18 protein-coding genes are annotated in these 23646 nt (G+C 42.8%); 9 read left to right on the top strand and 9 right to left on the bottom strand.

The features are described 5' to 3' along the window. Positions 1–88: 88 nt before the first annotated feature. Positions 89–721, bottom strand: a complete 633-nt coding sequence (gene lolB / locus Q0788_RS06240; RefSeq protein ID WP_298808801.1) for a lipoprotein insertase outer membrane protein LolB — start codon at positions 719–721, stop codon at positions 89–91. 192 nt (positions 722–913) lie between these two features. Continuing rightward, complete coding sequence (locus tag Q0788_RS06235; RefSeq protein ID WP_298808799.1) at positions 914–2839, bottom strand: tetratricopeptide repeat protein; 1926 nt, start codon at positions 2837–2839, stop codon at positions 914–916. A gap of 551 nt (positions 2840–3390) precedes the next feature. On the opposite strand from Q0788_RS06235, the gene hemA reads away from it, so the two are divergent. The 4 genes from hemA to Q0788_RS06215 all read left to right on the top strand — a co-directional run bounded on the left by hemA (position 3391) and on the right by Q0788_RS06215 (position 7485). Then, positions 3391–4800, top strand: a complete 1410-nt coding sequence (gene hemA, locus Q0788_RS06230) for a glutamyl-tRNA reductase (RefSeq protein WP_298808798.1) — start codon at positions 3391–3393, stop codon at positions 4798–4800. A gap of 356 nt (positions 4801–5156) precedes the next feature. Beyond that, positions 5157–6293, top strand: a complete 1137-nt coding sequence (locus Q0788_RS06225; protein WP_298808796.1) for an aminotransferase class V-fold PLP-dependent enzyme — start codon at positions 5157–5159, stop codon at positions 6291–6293. Between the two features lie 236 nt (positions 6294–6529). Next, positions 6530–6967 (top strand): YeeE/YedE family protein, encoded by a 438-nt coding sequence (locus Q0788_RS06220; RefSeq protein ID WP_298808794.1) that lies wholly within the window; start codon positions 6530–6532, stop codon positions 6965–6967. Between the two features lie 98 nt (positions 6968–7065). Further along, positions 7066–7485, top strand: coding sequence for a DUF6691 family protein (locus Q0788_RS06215; protein WP_298808792.1), 420 nt, complete (start codon positions 7066–7068; stop codon positions 7483–7485). Between the two features lie 111 nt (positions 7486–7596). Here Q0788_RS06215 and Q0788_RS06210 read toward each other — a convergent pair whose 3' ends face one another. Further along, positions 7597–9261: an AMP-binding protein gene (locus tag Q0788_RS06210; protein WP_298808791.1), complete on the bottom strand. Its 1665-nt coding sequence runs from the start codon at positions 9259–9261 to the stop codon at positions 7597–7599. Positions 9262–9664: 403 nt separating this feature from the next. Between Q0788_RS06210 and Q0788_RS06205 the strand changes: the two genes are divergently transcribed. Further along, a complete protein-coding gene (locus tag Q0788_RS06205) occupies positions 9665–11800 on the top strand; it encodes an NADPH-dependent 2,4-dienoyl-CoA reductase (protein WP_298808790.1) in 2136 nt (711 codons plus the stop codon). 140 nt (positions 11801–11940) lie between these two features. On the opposite strand, the gene Q0788_RS06200 is transcribed toward Q0788_RS06205, so the two are convergent. The 3 genes from Q0788_RS06200 to Q0788_RS06190 form a co-directional block, all read right to left on the bottom strand. After that, positions 11941–12714, bottom strand: a complete 774-nt coding sequence (locus tag Q0788_RS06200) for a hypothetical protein (RefSeq protein ID WP_298808789.1) — start codon at positions 12712–12714, stop codon at positions 11941–11943. 128 nt (positions 12715–12842) lie between these two features. Next, on the bottom strand, positions 12843–13259 hold the full coding sequence (locus tag Q0788_RS06195; protein WP_238036164.1) for a VOC family protein: 417 nt from the start codon (positions 13257–13259) through the stop codon (positions 12843–12845). A 209-nt stretch (positions 13260–13468) separates the two neighbouring features. Further along, on the bottom strand, positions 13469–14473 hold the full coding sequence (locus Q0788_RS06190) for a lipoate--protein ligase (RefSeq protein WP_298808787.1): 1005 nt from the start codon (positions 14471–14473) through the stop codon (positions 13469–13471). 204 nt (positions 14474–14677) lie between these two features. Here Q0788_RS06190 and Q0788_RS06185 point away from each other — a divergent pair, with 204 nt between their 5' ends. After that, positions 14678–16372: an AIPR family protein gene (locus tag Q0788_RS06185; RefSeq protein WP_298808785.1), complete on the top strand. Its 1695-nt coding sequence runs from the start codon at positions 14678–14680 to the stop codon at positions 16370–16372. Positions 16373–16452: 80 nt separating this feature from the next. On the opposite strand, the gene Q0788_RS06180 is transcribed toward Q0788_RS06185, so the two are convergent. After that, entirely contained in the window at positions 16453–16866 is a 414-nt protein-coding gene (locus tag Q0788_RS06180; RefSeq protein ID WP_298808783.1) for a hypothetical protein, read from the bottom strand. A gap of 606 nt (positions 16867–17472) precedes the next feature. Here Q0788_RS06180 and Q0788_RS06175 point away from each other — a divergent pair. Next, positions 17473–18402, top strand: a complete 930-nt coding sequence (locus Q0788_RS06175) for a DMT family transporter (RefSeq protein ID WP_201568237.1) — start codon at positions 17473–17475, stop codon at positions 18400–18402. Between the two features lie 244 nt (positions 18403–18646). After that, positions 18647–19750: an alkene reductase gene (locus Q0788_RS06170; protein ID WP_298808780.1), complete on the top strand. Its 1104-nt coding sequence runs from the start codon at positions 18647–18649 to the stop codon at positions 19748–19750. An 88-nt stretch (positions 19751–19838) separates the two neighbouring features. On the opposite strand, the gene Q0788_RS06165 is transcribed toward Q0788_RS06170, so the two are convergent. Both Q0788_RS06165 and Q0788_RS06160 read right to left on the bottom strand, forming a co-directional pair. Continuing rightward, on the bottom strand, positions 19839–20804 hold the full coding sequence (locus tag Q0788_RS06165; RefSeq protein ID WP_298808778.1) for a pirin family protein: 966 nt from the start codon (positions 20802–20804) through the stop codon (positions 19839–19841). 241 nt (positions 20805–21045) lie between these two features. After that, positions 21046–22386, bottom strand: a complete 1341-nt coding sequence (locus Q0788_RS06160; protein WP_298808777.1) for an NAD(P)/FAD-dependent oxidoreductase — start codon at positions 22384–22386, stop codon at positions 21046–21048. Between the two features lie 347 nt (positions 22387–22733). Between Q0788_RS06160 and Q0788_RS06155 the strand changes: the two genes are divergently transcribed. Continuing rightward, positions 22734–23612, top strand: coding sequence for a branched-chain amino acid ABC transporter permease (locus Q0788_RS06155; protein ID WP_057758078.1), 879 nt, complete (start codon positions 22734–22736; stop codon positions 23610–23612). Positions 23613–23646: the final 34 nt, after the last annotated feature.

The raw sequence follows: 23646 nt of genomic DNA, 5'->3' as shown, positions 1-23646 counted from the left end.
TTTTTTATCATAAGGTGCAGTTACAAACAGCTATCTTAATTAGCAATGATGGTCTTTAGCAGGCTTTCTGTTGTTAATAAAAGATGGATTAATGGTTGATCGTCATTACAACTTTGTTGCCTTGTGGCTGTACTGCACTAATTTTACTAGGTAGCTTATCCGTACCTTTATAAGTAAAGCTGGCTGTCCACTCACCATTGACTGAGCTAACTAAGCGGCTCTGATCATCCAGTTGTGGTGCACTATCTGAAGGTGCTGGGCGACCAGAAATCCAATAAGGCATTTGTGAAATTGGTGCTTGCCAACCAGTGGCTTTCTTTAGCAAGGTTTCGGGGTCATCAGCAGTCAATGTACCTGTCTTTTCGCTGACTAGAGTAGCGGTCTGACCATTGTATTCGATGTTGGTTTTACCAATACCGAGTGCGCCAATCAACTCAATGGCAAATCGGTCGTTTTGCTGACCCCATGCATAAAACGCACTACCACCTTGAGTACCTGTCGAATCATTCGCAGGTGTCGTTACCCCAATTTTACCGGTGATATTGAAGCTCTCTAGCTTTTTGGGTTGATCAGCGTTTTGACCTTGTACAGTGGTCGTTGGCTGGTTGGTCGCGTTGGCCGTTTTTAATGACTGACAACCAGAGGTTATGACCATGGCTGCAGTTACAGCAGTGAACAAAGCCAATTTATTTGGTTTAAAAGAAGTGATTGATGCTGACATAATAGTTTCTCAAAAATGGAAAGATGAACAAAGATATTAGCTTAAGCGTTATTTGTTGCTCGGTTATGCACGGCTGTTAGCTTCTTATAACGACCTTGTAATTTATAAATGCTTCGTTATTTATAAAAACCTTATCAACTATCATGTCTCTGTAATCGCAAAGCCCAAATAGCATATCCAAAATCAGCACTATTAATACAGCTGTATACGGTCATTAATATTGTGCTGTCCAAATGAGAAGCGCTGCTGCAAATCTGCGAGTAGTGCCTCGACTTTGTCATTGTTACCTAAGCCTTGGTAGGCGCGCAATAACAGCGTGCCTGAGCGCAGAGTTGGCAGCACATCATAAGGTGTCTGTAGATAGTCGATGACCTGCTGATAGTTCTCTTTGGCCAATGCATTGCCCGCCAAGACATTTAAGGCTTGCAGATGTAGGTCGTTATCATAACGTGGGTCATCATAGCGAATCTGAATAATCGCTGTCGCTAGCGCCAGACCTTGCTCTGAGCTGCGCTCATTTGCCAGTAGCAACTGTGCATAGCTTAACTGATAGGATAAGTTACTAGGATCTAATGCCTGCAAGTGATTTAGCAAAGTACGCTTAACGACATAATCTTCTTTATCATCTAACAGCTGAGCCCGTGCAAAGAGTAGCATCTCATTATCAGGATATTTACGAGCGGCACGGGTTAGTAAGCGTAGTGCTTCATCCGATTCGTTTTGTTGCCACAAGATATCGGCTTGCATGACAAAAGTGTCAGGCGCGAATACTGTGAAGTCTTTGCGCAGCTTCTCTAAAGTCGCGATTGCCGCATCGACGTCGTTATCGAGTAATTCAAACGCCACTACTTTTCTACGCGCTTCTAATACCAAATCCTCTTGCATGACACCATTGAGGTAGTATTTGGCTTGATCGAACAACTGCTGACGCTCAGCACTGATACCTAGATAATAATAGGCTTGATCAAGATAAGCTGGACTCTTGGCAAGCATATTGAGTAGCTCATCGGCACTAGCGTACTCTTCAATATCCAAGCTCACTAAGGCTGCGAGCAGAGTAATCTCAGAATCATCATTGAAGCGGCTATGCGCTTCAAGTAGTAACTTCCACGCTTGTTCACTTTGCTTTAAATCTAATAGATAGCGAATCTCATATAGATATAAGCTTTTGCTATCGGGGTTACGTAGACGAGCTTGACTGACATAATTGATGACAGTCTCTGCGGTCACGATTTTGCGTAATATATCCGCTTTTAAGGTAATAAAAGGCACGTAGTCTGGCTGACGCTCTAGCGCTCGATTGATATGAACGATAGCGACTTCAGGTTCGTTAAACTGATAGAGTAAACCCGCTTTTAATACTGACAATGAGGCATTTTGCTCGCTATCCAGTGGTTGCAACGCAGCAAGAAGTTCACGTTTGTCTTCATCATTGTTTGGATAAATACCTATGAGGATTTCGCTTAAGTCTGCGCGTGGATCATAGCGCAAGATGCGGTTTAAAGTTTCACCCGCTAATATGTAGTCGTGGGCACGTAAGGCCAAATGCGCGACATAAAACCAAGCAGGTACGTGGTCAGGGTTTTGGTCTTGCCATGTCTTGGCAAACTGTAATGAGTCTTCAACCCTTTCGTTACGCAAAGACAAGCTAAGCGCTCTCTCAAACACGGCTGTCGCATCTTCTTTAAAAGACTGTTGCTTATAAATAGAGACCGCACGTCGTTTGTCATCGCGATCAGCAGCAAACTCGGCATCCAGTAGAGCGTACAAGCTTGGTTCACTAAGCTCAGGCTGCCATAGACTGGCTGGCGCTAGGCCATTAATATTTTTTACATTCTCTATGGTGAGTGTGTCTTCATTATAAGATGTATCAATCGCAGCACTATTATCATTTAGCTTATTATCGGTAGCAACGGATACTTTAGGAATCTTTGCTTCTAGCAGTACATCGGGATGGCTAGCATGAACAGGGGCTACCAAACACAGGCACACAGCTAGAGACAACGCTAGCTTATACCTTTGACACAGGCGCTCAATAGCGACATGCAATAAGGCACGGAAGCTAGAGTATTCGCTATAGGGATGTGGTGACCGAAGTAATGACCCAAAAAAAATCATAGATAGCCGTATTCGCCCATGGTTTACCTACACAGATAAGGCAAGTTTGTTTTAATCATTTTAAGTTAAATATTGGCAATATGTACCCATGACAAACATTATAAGAGTAGACCGATGAGATAAACAATAGCATCCGTGTTACTCAGATATTGGCAGATCTGACTGTATGAACGTACTACTAGTAGCGAGTACGTTGCCAAAGAATGATACTGAAGATGATTAAATATAGATATGTCTGTCGAACTGAATATTATAGAAATATAACAAGTTAAGATAGAGTAAGCGAATGATTTAACATTATATTATTGACCATAAGTCAAAACCCAGCTATTGATTTTATAAATCGTATGAGTAGTTGATTTGTTACATTTGCGACCAGATACAGAGATATGGTTATCATAGATGGGTGAGTGTTAATTAAAGCCCGCAATAATGATATAATAGGCGGTTTTTAGGGTCTTCCTTTTTAGCGCTGTCGTCAAAAACTGTCTTTTAAAAATAATAAGATAGCGTAAGGGGCAACTGAGCGTCATGTTTATGGTCTATCGATAATGAGATTAGTGGTCATTGGGGTCAATCACAAAACTGCACCAGTCGCTCTGCGAGAGCGCTTGGCGCTTGTGGGTGACGATGTAAATGTCGCACTCAAACAAATAGAAGCCTTTACTGATGGTAGCGTGATCGTCTCTACTTGTAACCGCACCGAAATCTATGCGCTAGTGCCACAATCGCCAACGTCGCATCATGCTAATGGCCAACTATCTGACTCACAATCATCCAATGTGCAAGATGTCAAAGCCGTAGGACAGTCATTCAATAATGCTTTTAGTAGTAGCATGAATATCTCGTCTGCTGCGATTAGTGCGCATATTACCAAAATCAAAACGTGGCTAGCTGACTTCAAGCAACTACCACTCGTTGATATTGATCCATATCTCTATGTACATCGTGATACTCATGCATTGACTCATTGGTTAAGAGTAGCGGCTGGTCTCGACTCTATGATACTGGGTGAGCCGCAGATTCTTGGTCAAATCAAAAACTCTGTGCATCTGGCTCAAGACCAAAAAGTACTCAGCAATCAGCTAGGCTGGATCATCGATCAAGTATTCGCTGCCGCCAAACGAGTGCGTAACGAGACTCAAGTTGGCGCGCAGGCTGTATCGCTTAGTTTTGCTGCCGCCAAATTAGTCACACAAATATTTGATGATTTACCCAGTCGTACTCTACTGGTTGTTGCAGCAGGCGAGATGAATCGCTTAGTTGCCACCCATATCGCAGGGCTAGGGGTCGGACGAGTCATTATCTGTAACCGTAATCCCGAACGTGCCGAAGCCTTGGCGGCTGAGCTACGTGGCCCTAATCGCCGCGTAGACGTTAGACCCTTACAAGAGTTGCCGCAAGTATTGGCGGAAGCCGATATCGTTAGCAGTTGTAGTGGCAGTATGGATTTGTTGATTGATAAGACAATGACCATACAAGCGCTAAAACGTCGCCGTTATCAGCCGATGCTTATGATAGATCTGGCCGTACCGCGCGATATCGATTCGACTATTAGCCGCATTGATGATGTTTATCTGTACTCTGTCGATGATTTGCAGCATGTGATTGCAGGTAATATCGAGCAGCGTCGCCAAGCCGCAGTAGATGCTGAACTGCTAGTGAGCCAATTGGTGGTTGAGATAGATCGCCGCTTTCAGGTTCGCCAAGTTGGTAAAGATATTCAGCAGTACCGCGCGTGTACTCAAGGTCAAGTCGATAAATTGCTGCATGAATCTATTGCTAAGCTGCAACAAGACGATGTCAGTCCAGAAGATATCATTACTGAGCTATCACGACGTTTGACTCAAACATTGACCCATGCACCATCGAAACTGATGCGCAAAGCCGCCCGCGAAGGCGATAGTGATTTGCTAGACTTCGTGGTGTCAGGACTACAAGATGCTCATCGAGGGCATTGATGCTTTCATCGTGGCTTTATAAATCAAAACGTATCAATCAATACCTACCAATAAATACTCGATAGCGCAAGTCATATCGTTGCCTGAGCGTATCGTTGTCAACCTTCAGTATCAGTGCTAATATCAAGCTCTCATGGATGGCTTAGGTCAAGATATGTGCTGGTGTTTGCTCGTAATATGACTATAAATATATTAACTTAATGTTAGTAGACCTCATCAGTGTTCGTTGTTTTTTATTTGTTTAAAAATAATGCATCTCTAGACAGCGCAAGACCTCACCATCGAATAATAGCACTTGATTATAGTGCTATCTGATCCATGTCGCATATTATCTAACCATACACTAGGAGTGTTCAATGCCTGCATTACGTCAAGATATCGATCCAAACGGCTTATTAGAGTATTCAGTGGTTTACACCGATCGTGCGCTGAACCATATGTCAAAAGACTTTCAGCAAGTGATGAACGACCTATCTAGTGACCTAAAATCTGTGTATAACGCGGACGCAGTGGTGATCGTTCCTGGTTCTGGTACTTATGGTATGGAAGCAGTCGCTCGCCAGTTGGCAAATGATGAAGACTGCCTAATCATTCGTAATGGCTGGTTCAGCTATCGTTGGACACAAATCTTAGAAAAAGGCAAAATCGCCAAATCATCTACAGTCCTTACGGCCAATCGTGCCGATGATAGTGAGTCGCCAAAACCGTTTGCTCCAGTCGATATCGACGTTGCCGCAGCCAAAATCAAAGAAGAAAAACCAGCAGTTGTATTTGCGCCGCATGTCGAAACCTCATCGGGTATCATCTTGTCAGATGACTATATCAAAGCGTTGAGCGAGGCTGTGCATAGCGTTGGCGGATTGTTAGTCATTGACTGTATTGCTTCAGGTTGCGTATGGCTAGATATGAAAGCATTGGGTATTGATGTGCTGATTAGCGCACCGCAAAAGGGTTGGAGCAGTACGCCGGGCGCTGGCTTGGTCATGCTAAGCGATGCTGCCGTCAAAAAAGTAGACAGTACTGAATCTGATAGTTTTAGTATCGACCTAAAGCAATGGTTGAACATCATGCGTGCTTATGAAAATGGCGGTCATGCGTACCATGCGACTATGCCGACAGACAGTTTACGTCAGTTCCGTGATGCTGTGAATGAAGCTAAAGCAATCGGTTTTGATAAATTGTGTGAGGCGCAGTGGACACTTGGCAAACGTATCCGCGAAGTACTAGAAGCCAAAGGCGTTGAGAGCGTCGCTGCTGAAGGTTTTAAAGCACCTGGTGTTGTCGTCTCTTATACTGATCGTGATGACATGCATAAAGGTAGCGCCTTCGCTGAAATCGGGGTACAAATCGCGGCTGGCGTACCATTAAAAGTGGGCGAGCCTGATAATTTCAAAACTTTCCGTTTAGGTCTGTTTGGTTTAGATAAGTTGACTGATATCGATGGCACAGTCGCGCGTTTTGAAGCGGCACTTGATAAAGTGCTGAGCCAGTAAAGATACCAATTAAGAGGGCTGATAAAGATAGTAATGTGATAGCTTATGGAGTCTTTTTCACTGCCTTTTTTAAAGCCTTTGCGGTACAGTCCTAACAGTTATAAAAAATACTGAACCATTAGTGTCATGCTAGGTTCAGTATTTTTTTTACCTTTTTATTATATTTTATAATATAATGTATTTTTATAAATTAATACTAAAGTACGTATTTAATGAACTCAATTAGGTAGTCCGTTATGAGCATACAAATAGACTGGCAAGCATTTACGTCGATCTCCTTAGTTGGGGGTCTGATGCTAGGCGTAGCGACGGTTATCTTACTGCTAGGTATCGGTCGTATAGCAGGTATCAGTGGTATTTTTTCAAGCCTATTAAAACCCAAGCGTGTAGAGATGTGGCAGGTGCTATTTATACTGGGTCTGATCATCTCACCGATGCTATATCAGTTGGTAAGACCACTACCTGAGGTAGCTATCAGTACTTCCGTGCCATTATTGATTGGTGCAGGGTTACTGGTCGGTTTTGGCACGCGTTTAGGTTCTGGATGCACAAGTGGGCATGGTATCTGCGGTAATGCACGGCTGTCTCCACGGTCATTGGCAGCGACCGTCACCTTTATGCTGTTTGGAATTGTGACCGTTTATATCGGTCGTCACGTACTAGGCCTGCTATAGCGAATTCATGGCATATTGTCAGATGAAGACTGATGGCCAGGTTCATGCGCGAACGACATATGATGGTTAATGAAAGATAATAATAGCGAGATATGACGATGCTAAAAAATATAATCGGATTGCTAGCAGGACTGCTGTTTGGACTGGGACTACTGATATCAGGTATGACCGATCCTGTAAAGGTACAAGGGTTTTTAGACGTATTTGGTGCATGGGATATCTCCCTTGCACTGGTGATGGGTGGTGGTCTGATAGTGGCGTTTTTCGGTGTGCAATTAGCAAAGCGTCAACAGAGTAGTTGGATTGGTACACCGATTGATATGCCAAGCAAAACTGTCATTAATAAAAAACTGCTCATCGGTGCGATGTTGTTCGGTATCGGTTGGGGGCTGGTTGGTATCTGCCCAGGACCAGGAATTGTATTGCTCGGTACTGGCCAGTGGCAAGCCTATGTCTTTATTCCTGCCATGATTATAGGAATGCTAGTTTATCAATGGCTTGAGCCTAAGCTTGGCTGATATAGTCAGTTTTATATAAATAGACGAGCGCTCAAAAAAGGTCAGCTATATATATGTAGCTGACCTTTTTGATGGATGTTGATTGATGATATGACTTAATAAGTCGCCGTTTTATTTAGCACTGGCGGTTACTTTTGGCGTTTCGTGTGCCAATGATTTAGCCGCTTGGCGTAGCTCAAACTTTTGAACTTTACCGGTACTGGTCTTAGGTATTTCTGCAAAGACAATATATTTCGGCACTTTAAAACCTGCTAGGTGCTGACTACAATGCTCCATCACCGTATCACGTTGCAGCGTGCTACCGGCGTGAATCTCGATAAAGGCGACGGGCACTTCGCCCCATTTATCATTTGGTGCGGCGACGACGGCACAGCTCTCAATCGCAGGTAGTTTATACAAGACGTTTTCTACCTCAATACTAGAGATGTTCTCACCGCCTGAAATGATGATATCTTTTAGTCTGTCCATAATTTTGATATAGCCATCAGGGTATTTAACACCCAGATCACCCGTGCGGAACCAGCCATCAGCGAATGCCTCTTCGGTAGCCTTGCGGCTTTTTAGATAGCCTTTCATCACCATATTGCCACGTAGCGCCAACTCGCCCATCTCTTCTCCGTCAGCAGCGACTGGTTCAGTCGTACCTTGCCTAAATACCTCAAACCCTGCCATCAAGTGAGAAGTCATGCCTTGACGTGATTTCTTCTGGGCGCGTGTGGCCACATCAAGCTCATTCCATTCTTCCTGCTCAGCGCAGACCGTCACTGGACCATATACTTCAGTGAGACCGTAGACATGCGAGATATGAAAACCCATTGCTTCCATCGCAGTCAGCATGGTTTCGGACGGCGGGGCACCAGCGACCCAGCCTTTGACCGTATGCGTGATAGCCTCTTTATATTCTGGTTTGCCGCCAGCAATCATATTGTGCACGACTGGCGCAGAGCAGTAGTGACTAACTTGATGCTTGGCAATCAGCTGCAATATCAAATCAGCATCAATTTTTCTCAAGCATACATTGACCCCAGCACGCTCGGCGATGGTCCACGGAAAGCACCAGCCGTTGCAGTGAAACAGCGGCAGCGTCCATAGATACATCGGGTGTTTTGGCATGTCCCAATCTAAAATATTAGAGATAGCATTGAGAGTTGCGCCGCGATGATGATAGACCACACCTTTGGGCTTGCCTGTGGTACCAGAGGTATAGTTCAGCGCAATGGCATCCCACTCATCTGTCGGCATCTCCCAATTATCCAAACTGTCTGAGCTGGCTACCAATGCTTCATAACTCATGAGCCCAAAACGCTCGACATCGACTGCTTTGTCCGTTGAATGAATGACAATTAAGTCTGGAAAAGTCTCATCGATGATTTCAGCGTGCTCAGCAAATTCGCTATCTAAAATTAAAACCTTTGCTTCGGAATGCTGCAAGCAAAAGGTAAGTGCATTGATATCGAGACGAGTGTTGAGGGTGCAGAGGACACCGCCAGACATAGGCACACCAAAGGCACATTCGACCATCGCTGGGGTATTCGGTAGCATCACGGCTACTGTGTCGTTTTTATCGATTCCCAATTTGCGCAGACCATCAGCCAGTTGGCGACAGCGAGTATAGGTCTGTTGCCATGTCTGAGTGAGGTTATTGTGTTCTAGATCGTCATAAATGATGGCAGTCTTATTAGGATAAACTTGCGCGCTGCGAATGATGAAATCAATAGGGGTAAGTGGTTGATAATTGGCGGCGTTTTTGCCGAGACCTGTATGGAAATCTGTCATGATGATAGTCCTTTATCGTATTTCTATAATGCGTCAGTACATTAACGTCAGTATATTATTTAGTACAGTAATCTAGCATAGAAGTTATAGGTATAAGTCGATATTTATCGATTTATATCTTAGTCTAATCTCTAAGTGATATTAAGCTAACGGTATATAATCTACCTCAAAAGTTGGCTAGGTTTTGTGGTGTTTGCTTAACCATCTGCCACAGTGCAGCCTGTTACACCGTCCCGCTCGTTATAGCAATTAATATAGTGCTCACTCATCAGTCGCTTGTCTGCATAGCTGACAATAATCGCGGTGTGTTACGATATCGAAGATGCTAAACCCCTTAGACCCACTAATTCTAAAAAGCCGTTTTTAAGAAGTAGCCTCATAAACTATTCATAAGGAAAATGATATGTCTGCCAGCCATAGTGCCAATACGATCCAAACCGCTAGCACCAATGAACACTATCCGCATTTATTTGAGCCGCTAGATTTGGGCTTTACTACGCTAAAAAACCGTATGGTTATGGGCTCGATGCATACTGGGCTCGAAGACCGTTTTTATAATTATGGCAAGCTGGCGGCGTATTTTGCAGAACGTGCCAAGGGCGGCGTAGCAATGATGATTACTGGCGGTATCTCGCCCAATCGCGAAGGTTGGTTGTTGCCTGCTGGCGGAACGATGAATACTAAAGCTGACGTGATTAATCACCAGCGCGTCACCCGTGCTGTGCATAAGCATGACAGTAAAATCATCATGCAGATATTGCACAGTGGTCGCTATGGCTATCATCCTTTTGCCGTATCATCTAGCCCAATCAAGTCACCAATCTCACCGTTTAAGCCACGCAAGATGAGCATCAAAAACATCGAGCAGACGGTGAAAGATTATGCTCGCTCAGCCAAACTTGCCAAGCAAGCAGGCTATGATGGCGTCGAAATCATGGGCTCTGAAGGTTATCTACTCAACCAGTTTTTATCAAGCCATGTGAATAAGCGTAAAGACATTTATGGTGGTGATATTCATGGTCGTATGAAGTTTGCTGTCGACGTGGTCAAAGCGGTACGTGAAGCGACTGGCGAAGATTTTATTATTTTATTCCGTTTATCAGTGATTGATTTGGTCAAAGACGGTAACGTCATGGATGAAGTCATTACCGTGGCTAAAGCGCTAGAAGAAGCGGGTGTGACTATCATGAACACTGGTATCGGCTGGCATGAAGCGCGTGTCCCGACTATCGTGACTAGCGTACCACGTGCCGCTTTTGTTGATTTCACCGCTGAAATCAAAAAGCATATTAGTATTCCGATGATGGCGGCTAACCGTATCAACATGCCAGAAACAGCAGAAGAAATCGTTGCGACTGGTCAAGCTGACATGATTCAGATGGCGCGTCCATTCTTGGCTGATGCGCATTGGGTTAATAAAGCCAAAAATGGTCAGACAGATCGCATTAATACCTGTATCGCTTGTAACCAAGCCTGCCTCGACCATACGTTCGAAAACAAACGCTCGACTTGTTTGGTCAATCCGCAAGCCTGTTATGAGACTGAATTGGTCTATAAGAAAACCAAAAAACCGAAAAAAGTCGCTGTTATCGGTGGTGGTGTCGCTGGTATGTCAGCCGCTCATGTGGCGGCCTTACGTGGTCATGACGTGACTCTGTTTGAAGCTAAAGATGTGCTGGGTGGACAGTTCAACTACGCCAAAGTTATCCCTGGTAAAGAAGAGTTCTTTGAGACTATTCGCTACTATATTAATGAGCTTGAGCATTTGGGTGTTGAGATTAAACTGAATACCAAAGTTGATAAAGACATGCTTGAAAAAGCCAAGTTCCATCATGTCATCGTGGCAACGGGTGTCGTCCCTAGAAGTCTAGAAGGTAAGCTCGAAGGTGCTGAGCTGCCACAAGTCATGAGCTATGCTGAGCTGCTGTCTGGCGAAAAAGCAGTGGGCAATACCGTAGCGGTCATCGGCGCTGGTGGTATCGGCTTTGATGTAAGCGAGTATCTGACGGCTAATCATGGTAAGTCACTGGATGAGATCGGTCCTGAGGGACTAAAAGATCCAAGCTATCGCCCTGAGCCACAGTCAATCAGCGAGTGGCGCGAAGAGTGGGGCGTGACCAATGATACCGACTATCAAAGTGATGGTGGTCTGGTCAGACCACATGCGATCAAACCGATTCGCCAAGTGTATTTAATGCAGCGTAGCAAAGGTCGTCTGGGCAGTGGTCTAAACAAAACCTCAGGCTGGGTACATCGTGCGCATATCAAATCTCACGGCGTTATCCAAGTCGCTGGCGTGCAGTATGATAAAATCACTAATGAAGGTATTTGGGTCACTAACAGTCAAGGTCAAAGCCAGCTATTACGTGTCGATAGTGTCGTCGTCTGTGCTGGTCAAGAGTCAGTCGTTGAGCTAATGCCAAACGTTGGTGATGCGCCAGACGCGCAATATCACCTAATCGGTGGTGCAAAACTGGCCGCTGAATTGGATGCCAAACGTGCGATTCGTGATGGTGCTGAGGTTGCGGCAGGGATTTAATAGTCAAACATAAAGTATTTATGGGGCGGCAGGAATATTATTTCCTGCCGTTTTTTTTGGTTGGAATATAAATTTAGTTCAAGGTTTCAATTTTAATGGAGATAAGATATAACCTATCATTGCTTTGAAAGTTCGAAACACTAATCGACCTCACGCTCTAATACAATACCGTCAAAATACCCTCGCATACCACAATGCAGTCTTCTATAGTGATCATCCATATCTCTTAATAATAATTGAGTCTGGCCTTTATAAGTTGCTGGATATAAACGCAGCTCAACGTTTTTATCTGGCTGATCATCGTTGACGACCCAGTGATTCTGTGACCATATGGCTTTACTCTCTCCCAAATCGCAGGTATGAGCATTGGTAAAAATCAAAACGCCATCGATAATAGAAAGATAAGGTTTATTAGCGACACTATGAATCGATACCGTGTTTTTTGCCTCTCCCGTATCTTCCCAGCGCTGAGTATCTGAATTGTATAGTGAGATTTGAGAGGTTTGAGAAAACTTACCAAAGGCACTTTTACTCGGTAAATCAGAAGGACTTAACTCATCTGAAAAATTCCAAGCCACACCGTAATTGGTTTGCTCTTCGATATACTCTTTATACTCACGTATCAGACATTCTTCACTTTTACAGGTATTCCGTTGAAAATTCAGCCATAATTTTTGATCTATAATCACATTGTTTTTATAGCTTTTGCTGTCTTCTTCGTTAGCTACATTATTGAGATTAGTCCTATACTTCTTTGCCATTACGTTATCAAGCTTAGAAAGCTCAGGACTGTCGCAAACTGTTTTTTCTACCCACGTAGCAGCCTTATTGCAATCAAAACTTGCTGAATTTGCATAAGTGGAAAGTAGGCAAGTGCCTAAAATACCGATTGTAGTGATGCATAACCTTTTCATATTACCCTCATTTTTAGATCTTGATTGTATTTTAAGAAAGCTATAACTGTGATATACGTGTCATCATCACTATCTGCAAAAAACGAATCAGTCCATCCATCCTAGCCCAACTAACCAGCCTCACTCATTTACCAACTGCCAATATTTTCCATCGAAATCCAAGGCTCAATAGGTTCTAAGTCTTCGCCATTTTGTAGCAGCTCAATTGAGATATTATTAGGGTCTTTAACAAAAGCCATATGGCCATCTCTAGGCGGTCTTAATATCTCGATCCCTGCCTGTATAAAGGTGTCGCACTGTGCGTATATGTTGTCGACTCTAAAGGCAAAGTGCCCAAAATTATCGCCATTGGTATATTCTCTTTCATCCCAGTTGTGTGTCACCTCAATCTCTGGCGCACCCTCATGCGTTGCTAAAAAATATAAGCTGAATCTACCTGATTCAGAGTCTCTCTTTCTTAGCAGTTGTAAGCCCATAAGGTCACAATAGAAAAATAACGTTTCTTCTAGTTTGTTGGTTCTAATCATTGCATGTAAGTACTTCATGAAAATACCTTAATATTGATTATTCATAAAAAATGGAGTAATGGCAGGGTGCTTTTTATGCATCGTTAATATATAAAATCTCAAATGGCGTATGTACGATTTCAATACCATTAACTATATACAGCGCATTTATGTCAGTAACTTTTTATCAAGCAGTGCAAGCGGCACACTCTGCAATACTTGCTAGATTAAATCTGACGTCGCAAAATCTAACCTTCCATCTCGCCAACTAACCACTGCTCAAAATCACTAATTTGCGCTGCCAACTCAGGTTGCGCTTTTGCTAGGTCATTGAGTTTATCTTGAATCTCTTTCTTATTATATTTAACGCCAGTCAATGTCTTTTTAAGCAGATCAATAAGCTCAACATTTAGCGCGTCAGAGAAGATGACAACTTCGGTAATCATTGCCTGCTTCACATCCATATGCACATCCATCATGCCCCAATCAAAGCGCGTCTCGATATGATGAGTAAACTCAGGTGTTTTACCAAAGCGCCAATCCCAATCTGCCATTTGCTGATAGTAAGCGTTTAGCGTCGGCTGCTTGGCAAGGCTGGCTTCATCTAACTGCTCAATCTGTGCAGTCTCTCCATGATATTCACAGAACGCTTCGATAATCGCATCAGACAGGGTCTCGTGATTGATAGCCTCATTGAAATCTACCAAGTTTGCCACGCGCGCGCGCACAGATTTGATGCCTTTCGCTTTAAGCTTTAATGGATGCGGGTTTAGATAGTCGCCAAGCTTTTGCATGTTGGCATTGACCAGCAATGTGCCATGATGAAAGCTGCGATCGGCGGCATGTCTAAATGCGCTGCCCGATATTTTGCGGTCGCCGACCTGCATATCGTTACGACCAGACAGCGTGGCGTCTATGCCGAGTTTTTTAAGCGCATTGATGATGACGATGAAGTTTGCTTCTTGGTCGTAAGCATCACTGGGCGATAAAAAGGTAAAGTTGGTATTACCTAAATCGTGAAACACAGCGCCGCCGCCGCTCTGACGCCGTGCTAAAAATACATCGTCTGCTTCCATCTTATCGGTTTTGCACTCTACCCATGGATTTTGCGAGCGTCCAATAACCACGGTCTCAGAGTTACGCCATAAAAATAGGGTATGCGAGTCGGGATTGAGCGTATTAAATATCCAATCCTCGGTAGCAAGATTAAACCAAGGATTGGTCACAGCAGACTTTAGGATGCGCAGTTTCATGTATTTGACTCTTTAGTAAACTGGGTTGGTGAGTAGGTTTTATAAATAGGTAGCATCATTCTTACCGATGCAGGTTTGTAATTCAATGGCTGTCTCATATACAAAAGGTCGAGTATTAAAGGTTTGAGAAAAGCAAATCACTATACATCCTTCTGCTATAATTTTGAATAATTAAACAAAGCATTATCGAATTAAGGAAAATCGATGTCTAAAAATAATCAAATATTGCTTGATGCAATAATTAAGCAGGAAATGAAAGACTTAGGAGAGGATATATCTTTAAGTGAATTTTTTGAATTTTATTCGGCACTTCAAGTGTTGAAGGAAAGTGAGTTAAGCTATGATGAAATAAATGCAGGTATTGCGGGTGAAAGCCATGACGGTGGTGCAGATTCTATCTATCTTTTTGTGAATGGTGAACTAATAAAAGAGGATGAAAGTCTGATTGGAAAGTATAAGAAAAATGTTGATATTGAGTTTGTTTTAATACAGTCGAAATATGAAAATTCTTTTTCAGAAGAACCTCTTTTGAAGATATCTAGATTATGTAGAAATCTTTTCGATTTAGATTTTAATCCTAATGACTATAGTGGAAGATACAATGAAAAAGTGCTAGCAGCATTCGAATTGTTTAAAAATACTTATGTTGGTCTAATAACTAAAAAACCAAAGTTAAAAGTTAGTATTTATTACGTTTCTAAAGGAGTTGATTTACATCCAAATGTAGAAAAACAGGCAGCTGATTTAGAGAATGATATAAAGAGTAAACTACCTACCGCCGATACCAATGTTTATTTTCTCGGGGCTGAAAAGCTAGTTAAAATGACGCAAGAAAGACCAAACGATGTATTCCGCTTGAAAATATCAGAAACTCCACTATCAACTTCAGGTCAAGTCTTCATAGCTTTGACTAATTTAGCAGATTATTATAATTTCATTACGGATGATGATGGAAAGCTTATTAGACACATATTTGAATCAAATGTTAGAGACTATCAGGGTAAAACAAATGTAAATAATGAAATACAAGATACTCTTGAAAATCCTGGAAATGAAGAATTTTGGTGGTTGAACAACGGTGTTACTATTTTAGCAAGCGAAGTTGCCGCACCTGGAGGAAAAGAGTTAGTCGTTCATAATCCTGAAATTGTAAATGGACTACAAACTTCTTCAGAAATACATCGTTTTTATAATTTGAACCAAGCTAGGTTAGTAGATGAAAACCGAGATGTACTCGTTAGAATAATTGTTCCTGAAAGTGAGGAAACACGAGATCGAATCATTCGTGCTACAAATAGTCAAACGCCAATTCCTAAATCATCATTAAGAGCAACGGATCAAGTGCATAGGCAAATAGAAGATTTTCTTAAATCTAGAGGTCTTTTTTATGATAGAAGGAAGAATTTCTATAAAAATGAAGGTAAAAAACCTAAAGAAATAATTAGTGTTCCATTTATGTCTCAATGTTTGATCTCAGTGCTAATGCAAAAGCCAAACTTTGCAAGAGCCAGACCATCAACGTTACTAGAAGACGATGAGTCATACTCTAAACTATTTCATAAAAATAATGACTTACAGTCATACTATTTAGTTGCCAAGTTAGGGCGAAGTATTGAAGAGAAATTAAAGAAAGATAGAAAATATACAACAACTGAAATTGCAGATATAAAGTTTTATATTTTATACACTGTGACCTGTTTAATGGCTCGAAGTCTTTATCCAAAAAGCAATCAATTATCCAAGTTACAACCTGATGACTTAAGTGATGGTATGTTTGATTATGCTTTAGCCACAACATATGATTTGTACAGTGAGCTTGGAGGTACAAATAAGGTCGCTAAAGGCGCTAAATTAATTGAGAAGCTTAAAGAAAAAATTAGAGCAGATAAAAAATTATGATTAGCTAGGTACTTCCCCAAACGTAAAGCTGAGCAAAACGCTCAGCTTTATTGCACTATAAGTTGTCAGAGTACTTTGTTCTATTTAGCACAAATCTCCCACTGCGATTTTGTACTAAGATAACATTGCATAACTGCTTTACCAGACTGCGCATAGGCATCACTGACGATACGCTGATTAGTCGGCAGACGATATCTGATGATCGCGGGCTCGTCATTGACGGTCGTCGTCCATCCAGTCACTTCATTACGGTCATTATAGTTTGCACTGGTAGAGGTTGCCATTTTGCCAAATCCTGGCAGGTTATAGGAGACCTGCCTAAAACTATAACTCATCGCTGCACCCTCAGCGCCCTCATACTGACAGTTTAGCTTTTTTTGCAGTTTATCTTGTTTATAAACATAGCAAGTGGTCTCATCTGAGAACTGACCAACCCCGCAAAAACCTGCCGTTGCAACTGACATCATACTGATAAATAACGCTATCCTTTTCATAATCATTCCTCAATAATTTATTAATCATTATTAATGATGTTTGCCATCTATTTTTTGTATTGCCAAATACTAACCAATACCTTGTAGATAGTAGAAAATTAGTGAACAAATATCAACTAATATATTTTAAGAAAATCTTGAACTGATGTATTAAAGCTATCCTTAACATCAGTATTATTAAGAGTAGCTGTTATAGAACAGGGTTATAAGAAGAATTTACTATGACCGTGAATCTGTTTTTATAGGTATTTAACGGATGACTTACTTAAGGGTGACTTTCGAGTTCTTTAGTATGTGAATAGAAAAGCGCTGGAATAAGCTAAAGTATAAGAAATATAGGATAGGCGCTGCTTACTGTATGGTGCTCAATAAAAGGGATTTGTCCAAATTTACAGATTATTAAAAAGGTGAAAACCTTAAAACTGTGCTAAAAAAATTAATGAATGGATAAAAACTCACTATAAATTTTATAAAAAATTACCCATCAAACAATTAAAAAGTTATCATCATGAGTTTTTAATCACATGATAATTTTTACAACGCATCAGACGCTTATGACCGACACGAGTTGGCAAACGCAGTCTAAGCGCTTAATAGGATTACCCAATGACCAACCGTGACCTCATCATCTTTGTGACGCTCTCTTTTATGTGGTCACTCTCCTTCGTTTTTTATCGTATTGGTGTGCCTGAGTTTGGCTCATTGGCATTTGCCAGTTTGCGTGTGATATTCGCCGGATTGGTCATGTTGGTCTTTGTATTATTAAATAAGAAAAACAGAGTCGGCATCAAGGAGCATTGGAAAATGCTGGCGCTCGTTGGCTTGTTTTCAGCAGCGCTGCCTTTTGTGTTGTTCTCATTTTCCGCGCAATCAGTGAACGCAGGCGTGCTAGCCGTACTAAATGCCTCTGTACCGATGATGAGTGGTTTTATCGCTAGAGTCTTCTTTAAAGATAGGTTGTCAAAAAAACAAGCACTTGGTTTAGTCATTGGGGTGATTGGGGTAATCATACTGATGAGCGAAAGCTTATTTGGTGGCGGTGAGCCAGGCAAAGGCCTGGTCGAAGGGCTACTCCCAATGGGCTACGCGCTACTGGCCTGTGTAGGTTATGCGCTTGGGGCCAACATCACCAAAAACTATCTGTATGAGGTATCGCCAGTCGCTATCACCGCAGGCTCGCTCATTATCGGTAGTATCATTATGCTGCCTGTGGCTTTTAATGAGTTCCCTTATGGCAAAGATATCAGCATAAAGGCGTGGGTATCAGTGATCTGTATAGGTGTATTTTCGACCGCCATCGCCCTTATTTTTATGAATCAGCTGATTAAAAATATTGGCCCGACGCGTGCCACCAGTATTACTTTAGTCATTCCAATTTTTGCCATTATTTTAGGGTATTTGCTACTTGGTGAAGCCCTAAATATCCAAGCCATCATCGGTTCAGTGGTGATATTGTTTGGCACGTATTTGTCACTTGAGCTGTCTGTCAAAAAAATGCTACAACCAAAGAATTCCACGCGGACGACGAGAGTTTAAGCTACAGTAAACTGTCTTCGTAGCCTTTAATTATAAAGATTCGAATATCTAAATATTGGTGTTTCTGTTTGTAAATATTGCTTGGAATAATTGCATTTGCCCCCTATAAAGAACTCGGCTTATGAGTAGCGTACTTCGCAAATTATAGAACGATAGCTAAGTGCTACCTACTAATATAAGTGCTATTTATTACCAATAATAGTAAACCTGATACTAAGGTTTAAAACAATAAACAGGGCTTTTTATGGCACACGATAATTTATTTGAAACCGTCAAAATGGGTACCCAAACCCTAAAAAACCGCATCATTATGGCACCGTTGACGCGTCTGCGTTCGGTTGAGCCAAGCGATGTACCAACAGCATTGGCAAGCGAATATTATTCACAGCGTGCAGGTTCTGGCTTGGTAATCACTGAGGCGACGCAAGTATCTTTCCAAGCGAAAGGCTATGCTGGCGCGCCAGGCGTTCATACCAAAGACCAAATCACTGCATGGAAAACCATCGTAGATAACGTCCATGCTAAAGGTGGCAAAATCGTCGTACAGCTATGGCACACGGGCTTAGTTTCTCACGAGAGTGTACAGCCAGACGGCAAAGCGCCCATCTCTGCTTCTAACGTTGATGTTGGTGTACGTACCTCACTACGTGACAGCGACAACCAAGCCATTCGTGTAGATGCAACGCCGCCGCGTCCAGCCACACTTGAAGAAATCAAGCAAGTTATCGCTGACTTTGGTCAAGCAACTAAGAACGCCAAAGAAGCGGGTTTTGATGGGGTAGAGATTCATGGTGCTCATGGTTACCTATTGCATCAGTTCTGGGTTGAGCAAACCAACCAACGCGATGATGAATACGGCGGTAGCCGCGAAAACCGTGCGCGCTTGACGCTTGACGTTATCGATGCATGCGTAGATGCTTGGGATGCAGATCATGTTGGTATTCGTATTTCACCACTTGGTACGTTCAACAACGTAGAAGCTGGATATAATGAAGACGAAAATATCTGGATGATTGAGCAGATTAACAAACGAGGAATCATGTATCTGCATCTGTCAGAGCCAGATTGGGCAGGTGGTACACCTTATAGCGAAGACTTCCGTAAGCGTGTACGTGCTGCTTTTGATCAAATGATTATCGCAGCTGGTGGCTATACTGCCGAAAAAGCAGAGCAAAATGTAAAAGCAGGTTATATCGATGCAGTCGCCTTTGGCCGTGACTATATCGCCAACCCTGACTTGGCTGAGCGCATTCAAAAAGGCGCGCCGCTTAATGAGCAACATCCAGATTCTTTCTATGGTGGCGGTGCTGAAGGTTATACCGACTATCCATTTTTAGACCAAGCGTAATAGTTAGATTTTTAACTAAATAACGCAACATAAAAAAGCCGCTTAACTATCAATAGTTGAGCGGCTTTTTTTTAAGCCTAGATTTTTGTTATTTGCCAAAAATGCCTATTTGATAATCACGGAAGGTTTGACGTAGTTCTTCTTGGGTATTCATGACAAAAGGACCGTGACCTGCGACCGGTTCACCGATTGGCTCGCCGCTTAGCAGTAGCAATTTGATAGGTGTGTCTTCATCGGTAGTTGCAGGGTAGGTCAATTCGATAGTATCAGTAGCAGGTAATGATGAATGTTCAGATTGAGTGCCTACATGATTTCGAATAGGCGCTGAAAACTCAATTAGGCTACCTGCACTGACGGCTGTATCGTTGACCAATACTTGACCTTCTTGTACCAGCAGTAGGGTATTGTGCGTTTTCGGTACTTGTAGCGAGGTTGTACCTGCTGTATGTAGCTCGATATCCCACATATTGACTGGCGTAAAGGTCGTTGCTGCTCCTGTTATCCCATGCCAGTCACCGGCAATAATGGCAGCTTGACCGATGACAGTTTGCTCGTCGCTATTGCCTATCAGATCAACGATAGGCATATTAGCACGTTTGATAGATTGGTATTTGGGGTCAGTCAGTTTATGGGCGCTTGGCAGGTTAACCCATAACTGCACCATACTAAAGACGCCGCCACGCTGGCCGAATGCTTCAGAGTGGAACTCTTCATGCAGAATACCGCGACCAGCAGTCATCCACTGTACATCACCTTCTAAAATATCGCCGCGCCCACCTGTCGAGTCTGCATGGCTAATCTCACCTGAATAGGCGATAGTTACGGTCTCAAAACCCTTGTGTGGGTGCAGTCCAACACCATGTGGTTGCAGCTTATAATCAGGATTGGGTGAAAAAGTCGTAGGCTTACCGTAGTCAAATAATAAAAAAGGATCGGTATGGCTATAGTTAAAATCAGGATTATTATCGAGATGATTGATTAGGGTTTTCACAAAAAAACCATCACCTACCCAATGCGGCTTTTTATCACCATGAATATGCTTGATTGGACGCATGGATTACCTCATAAGTCTAAGTGGCATTGCTATCAATAGGATGAATGCCTTACGTTAATTCTACTATGAAAATAGACTTATGTTGTGTTTATTCTCATCGTTCTCTAAGATTACTGTCTAAAACCATTCAACTATCATCAAACATAATGTCAGCAATCATCTGAATACTGCTCAATTATTCAAATGCTGACAGACACTAAAGCCACTATTGTCGCTATAAATAGGGAGGCCATTGAAGTGATTAAACGACTTCACCACTGACAAAACCACTGGCCCAAGCCCATTGAAAATTATAGCCGCCAAGCCAGCCTGTCACGTCGAGCACCTCACCGATAAAGTACAAGTTATCTTGCAAGTTGCTTTGCATTGTTTTGGAAGATACCTCGTCAGTGGTGACGCCGCCGCGTGTGACCTCAGCAGTGCGATAGCCTTCCGTACCAGAGGGCTTGAGCTGCCAGCCATTGAGCGTAGTACCAAGTTCTGTGAGTCGCTCGTCTTTGATATTGGCAAGTTCTGTATCTTTGATGTCTTCCCACAGATGCGTCTGTAACGCTGCCAATAGCTTCTTGGGTAATGCGTTATCTGTATTTTCTGCCAATACGGTACGAATCAGTTGGCGCGGATGTGATTTTTTGCGAGCAAGTAAGAGTTCAGTGACATCTATCTCAGGCAACAGATTGATACTGATGGTTTCGCCAGTCTGCCAATAGTTGGATAGCTGTAGCATGGCAGGGCCAGAGAGACCGCGATGGGTAAATAGGACAGGTAATTTAAAAGAGATACGCTCGTTACTGGCAATAACTGGCAGACTGATACCAGCCAAGGCACGGATAAGCTCGCCTGTTTTGTCAGTGAAAGTAAACGGCACAAGACTAGCGTCAGTAGGCACGAGCGTATGCCCGAACTGCTGTGCCAACTCATAGCCGATACCACTTGCTCCCATGGTCGGGATAGACAGGCCACCAGTAGCGACAACTAAAGATTCACAGCTATAGCGTGTCTGCGCGGACTGAGTGCCGCTCGCGATATCTTTTTTACCAAGCTTTTTGCTCGTCGTTAGATAAAAGCGTTCGCCATTATCATGAGCGGTAGTTTTGACATGATCAATTTGAGCATTAAGCTTTACTTGTACGCCTACAGCCATACATTCATCTAGCAGCATAGACAGGATATCTTGTGCTGAGTCGTCGCAGAACAGCTGACCATGGTCGCGCTCATGGTAGGCAATCTTATGCGACTCTACCATGCCGATAAACTCCCAACTCGGGTAACGACTCAGTGCTGATTTGCAGAAGTGGGGATTGGCACCAATAAAATGCTCAGGCTCTACAAAGTAATTGGTGAAGTTGCAGCGACCACCACCCGACATCAAAATCTTTTTGCCAGCTTTATTGGCATGATCTAACACCAATACGCGGCGGCCGCGGCGACCAGCAGTCAGTGCGCAATACAATCCTGAAGCACCAGCACCGATGATGATGACGTCATAGTGGTTATCAGTAGATTTTTTAGCTGACGACGGATTGCCGACTGACGAATTGCTTGGCTTAACTGGCTTTGCTTGTTTTGGCATTTGACTCATGATGATGACTTATAGAATAGGTTTGGATAGACGATATAAAGTAGCTAATTATACCATGGCAATAATGGCGGTGTTTTTAGGTGAGTAATATAAATAGCTTTTGCAGCTTGCTATAAATCATTGAATAACTTTGATTTTTCTATAGACAATAATTCGTAGTTGGTATAATGTGAATATATGAATATTATTCGCTACTACTGCTGCCATATTGATTACTTCCTAAAACGCTAGTCGTTTTGATACAAAGAAAATGAATTTCTTTACAAGTAGTTGATGAAAAAGTCAGTCGATTGAACCGCTTATTCAAACATTGTCACGGATGATAATGTTAAGACAAAAGGGACTTTATGGATATCCTACAACTGCTCATTAGCGGGATTGCTAATGGTTGTATATATGGGCTGTTAGCGCTGGGTTTTGTACTCATTTACAAAGCCTCAGAAGCGGTAAACTTCGCCCAAGGCGACATGCTTATGCTCGGTGCCTTTTTAGGCATATCTTTCATCAATGCCGATCAGGCAAACCTTCCCTTCTTATTAGGCATCACCTTTGCTGCTGTCATCATGGGTGCATTCGGCTACTTACTCGATCGCTTTATCCTACGTGGTATTTTTGGTCAGCCGCAATTTGCGATGGTCATCCTTACCATCTCGCTTGGTTTCTTGATGCGCTTTGTCGCTGGTGTCATCTGGGGACATAGCCCAGTCTCACTACAGACACCGTTTTCAGGCAAGATGTTGGCATTAGGCTCACTCAGTATCGCTTATGTTGACATCATTATCATCATATCTACTATCGCATTAACCTCTATTTTGTACTTCTTTTTTGCCCACACGCGGCTTGGTATTGCGATGCAAGCCAGCAGTCAAAACCAAATGGCAGCCTACTATATGGGTATTCCCGTCAAGCGGGTCAATGGTATCGTTTGGGCATTGTCAGGGGTGGTTGCCGCACTTGCCGGCATACTATTTGCGGCCAAAGGCGCGATTGAACCCTCTGTCGGATTACTATTCGGTATCAAGGCCTTTGCCGCTGCGGTAATCGGTGGATTAGGCTCCTTGCCTGGTGCGCTGGCAGGCGGATTGCTAGTAGGGGTGATAGAGCCTTTTGCTGGGCGTTATCTACCGCTAGGTCTTAGTCAAATTGCGCCTTATGTGGTTATGTTGATCGTACTAATCGTACGTCCGGGCGGTATTTTTTCTCAGGTCAAACAGAAAAAAGTATAGAAGCTTTGATCCAAGGCAGCTTTGATTCAAGGAT

The sequence above is a fragment of the uncultured Psychrobacter sp. genome, assembly GCF_947500265.1.
Taxonomy (GTDB): domain Bacteria; phylum Pseudomonadota; class Gammaproteobacteria; order Pseudomonadales; family Moraxellaceae; genus Psychrobacter.
This window is presented reverse-complemented; position numbering and strand designations above follow the sequence as displayed.

Coding starts and splice junctions, on each gene's coding strand:
- lolB (WP_298808801.1), bottom strand. CDS start 721: ATGTCAGCATCAATCACTTCTTTTAAACCAAATAAATTGGCTTTGTTC.
- Q0788_RS06220 (WP_298808794.1), top strand. CDS start 6,530: ATGAGCATACAAATAGACTGGCAAGCATTTACGTCGATCTCCTTAGTT.
- Q0788_RS06200 (WP_298808789.1), bottom strand. CDS start 12,714: ATGAAAAGGTTATGCATCACTACAATCGGTATTTTAGGCACTTGCCTA.
- Q0788_RS06210 (WP_298808791.1), bottom strand. CDS start 9,261: ATGACAGATTTCCATACAGGTCTCGGCAAAAACGCCGCCAATTATCAA.
- Q0788_RS06175 (WP_201568237.1), top strand. CDS start 17,473: ATGACCAACCGTGACCTCATCATCTTTGTGACGCTCTCTTTTATGTGG.
- hemA (WP_298808798.1), top strand. CDS start 3,391: ATGAGATTAGTGGTCATTGGGGTCAATCACAAAACTGCACCAGTCGCT.
- Q0788_RS06180 (WP_298808783.1), bottom strand. CDS start 16,866: ATGAAAAGGATAGCGTTATTTATCAGTATGATGTCAGTTGCAACGGCA.
- Q0788_RS06155 (WP_057758078.1), top strand. CDS start 22,734: ATGGATATCCTACAACTGCTCATTAGCGGGATTGCTAATGGTTGTATA.
- Q0788_RS06235 (WP_298808799.1), bottom strand. CDS start 2,839: ATGATTTTTTTTGGGTCATTACTTCGGTCACCACATCCCTATAGCGAA.
- Q0788_RS06225 (WP_298808796.1), top strand. CDS start 5,157: ATGCCTGCATTACGTCAAGATATCGATCCAAACGGCTTATTAGAGTAT.
- Q0788_RS06170 (WP_298808780.1), top strand. CDS start 18,647: ATGGCACACGATAATTTATTTGAAACCGTCAAAATGGGTACCCAAACC.
- Q0788_RS06195 (WP_238036164.1), bottom strand. CDS start 13,259: ATGAAGTACTTACATGCAATGATTAGAACCAACAAACTAGAAGAAACG.
- Q0788_RS06190 (WP_298808787.1), bottom strand. CDS start 14,473: ATGAAACTGCGCATCCTAAAGTCTGCTGTGACCAATCCTTGGTTTAAT.
- Q0788_RS06160 (WP_298808777.1), bottom strand. CDS start 22,386: ATGAGTCAAATGCCAAAACAAGCAAAGCCAGTTAAGCCAAGCAATTCG.
- Q0788_RS06215 (WP_298808792.1), top strand. CDS start 7,066: ATGCTAAAAAATATAATCGGATTGCTAGCAGGACTGCTGTTTGGACTG.
- Q0788_RS06165 (WP_298808778.1), bottom strand. CDS start 20,804: ATGCGTCCAATCAAGCATATTCATGGTGATAAAAAGCCGCATTGGGTA.
- Q0788_RS06185 (WP_298808785.1), top strand. CDS start 14,678: ATGTCTAAAAATAATCAAATATTGCTTGATGCAATAATTAAGCAGGAA.
- Q0788_RS06205 (WP_298808790.1), top strand. CDS start 9,665: ATGTCTGCCAGCCATAGTGCCAATACGATCCAAACCGCTAGCACCAAT.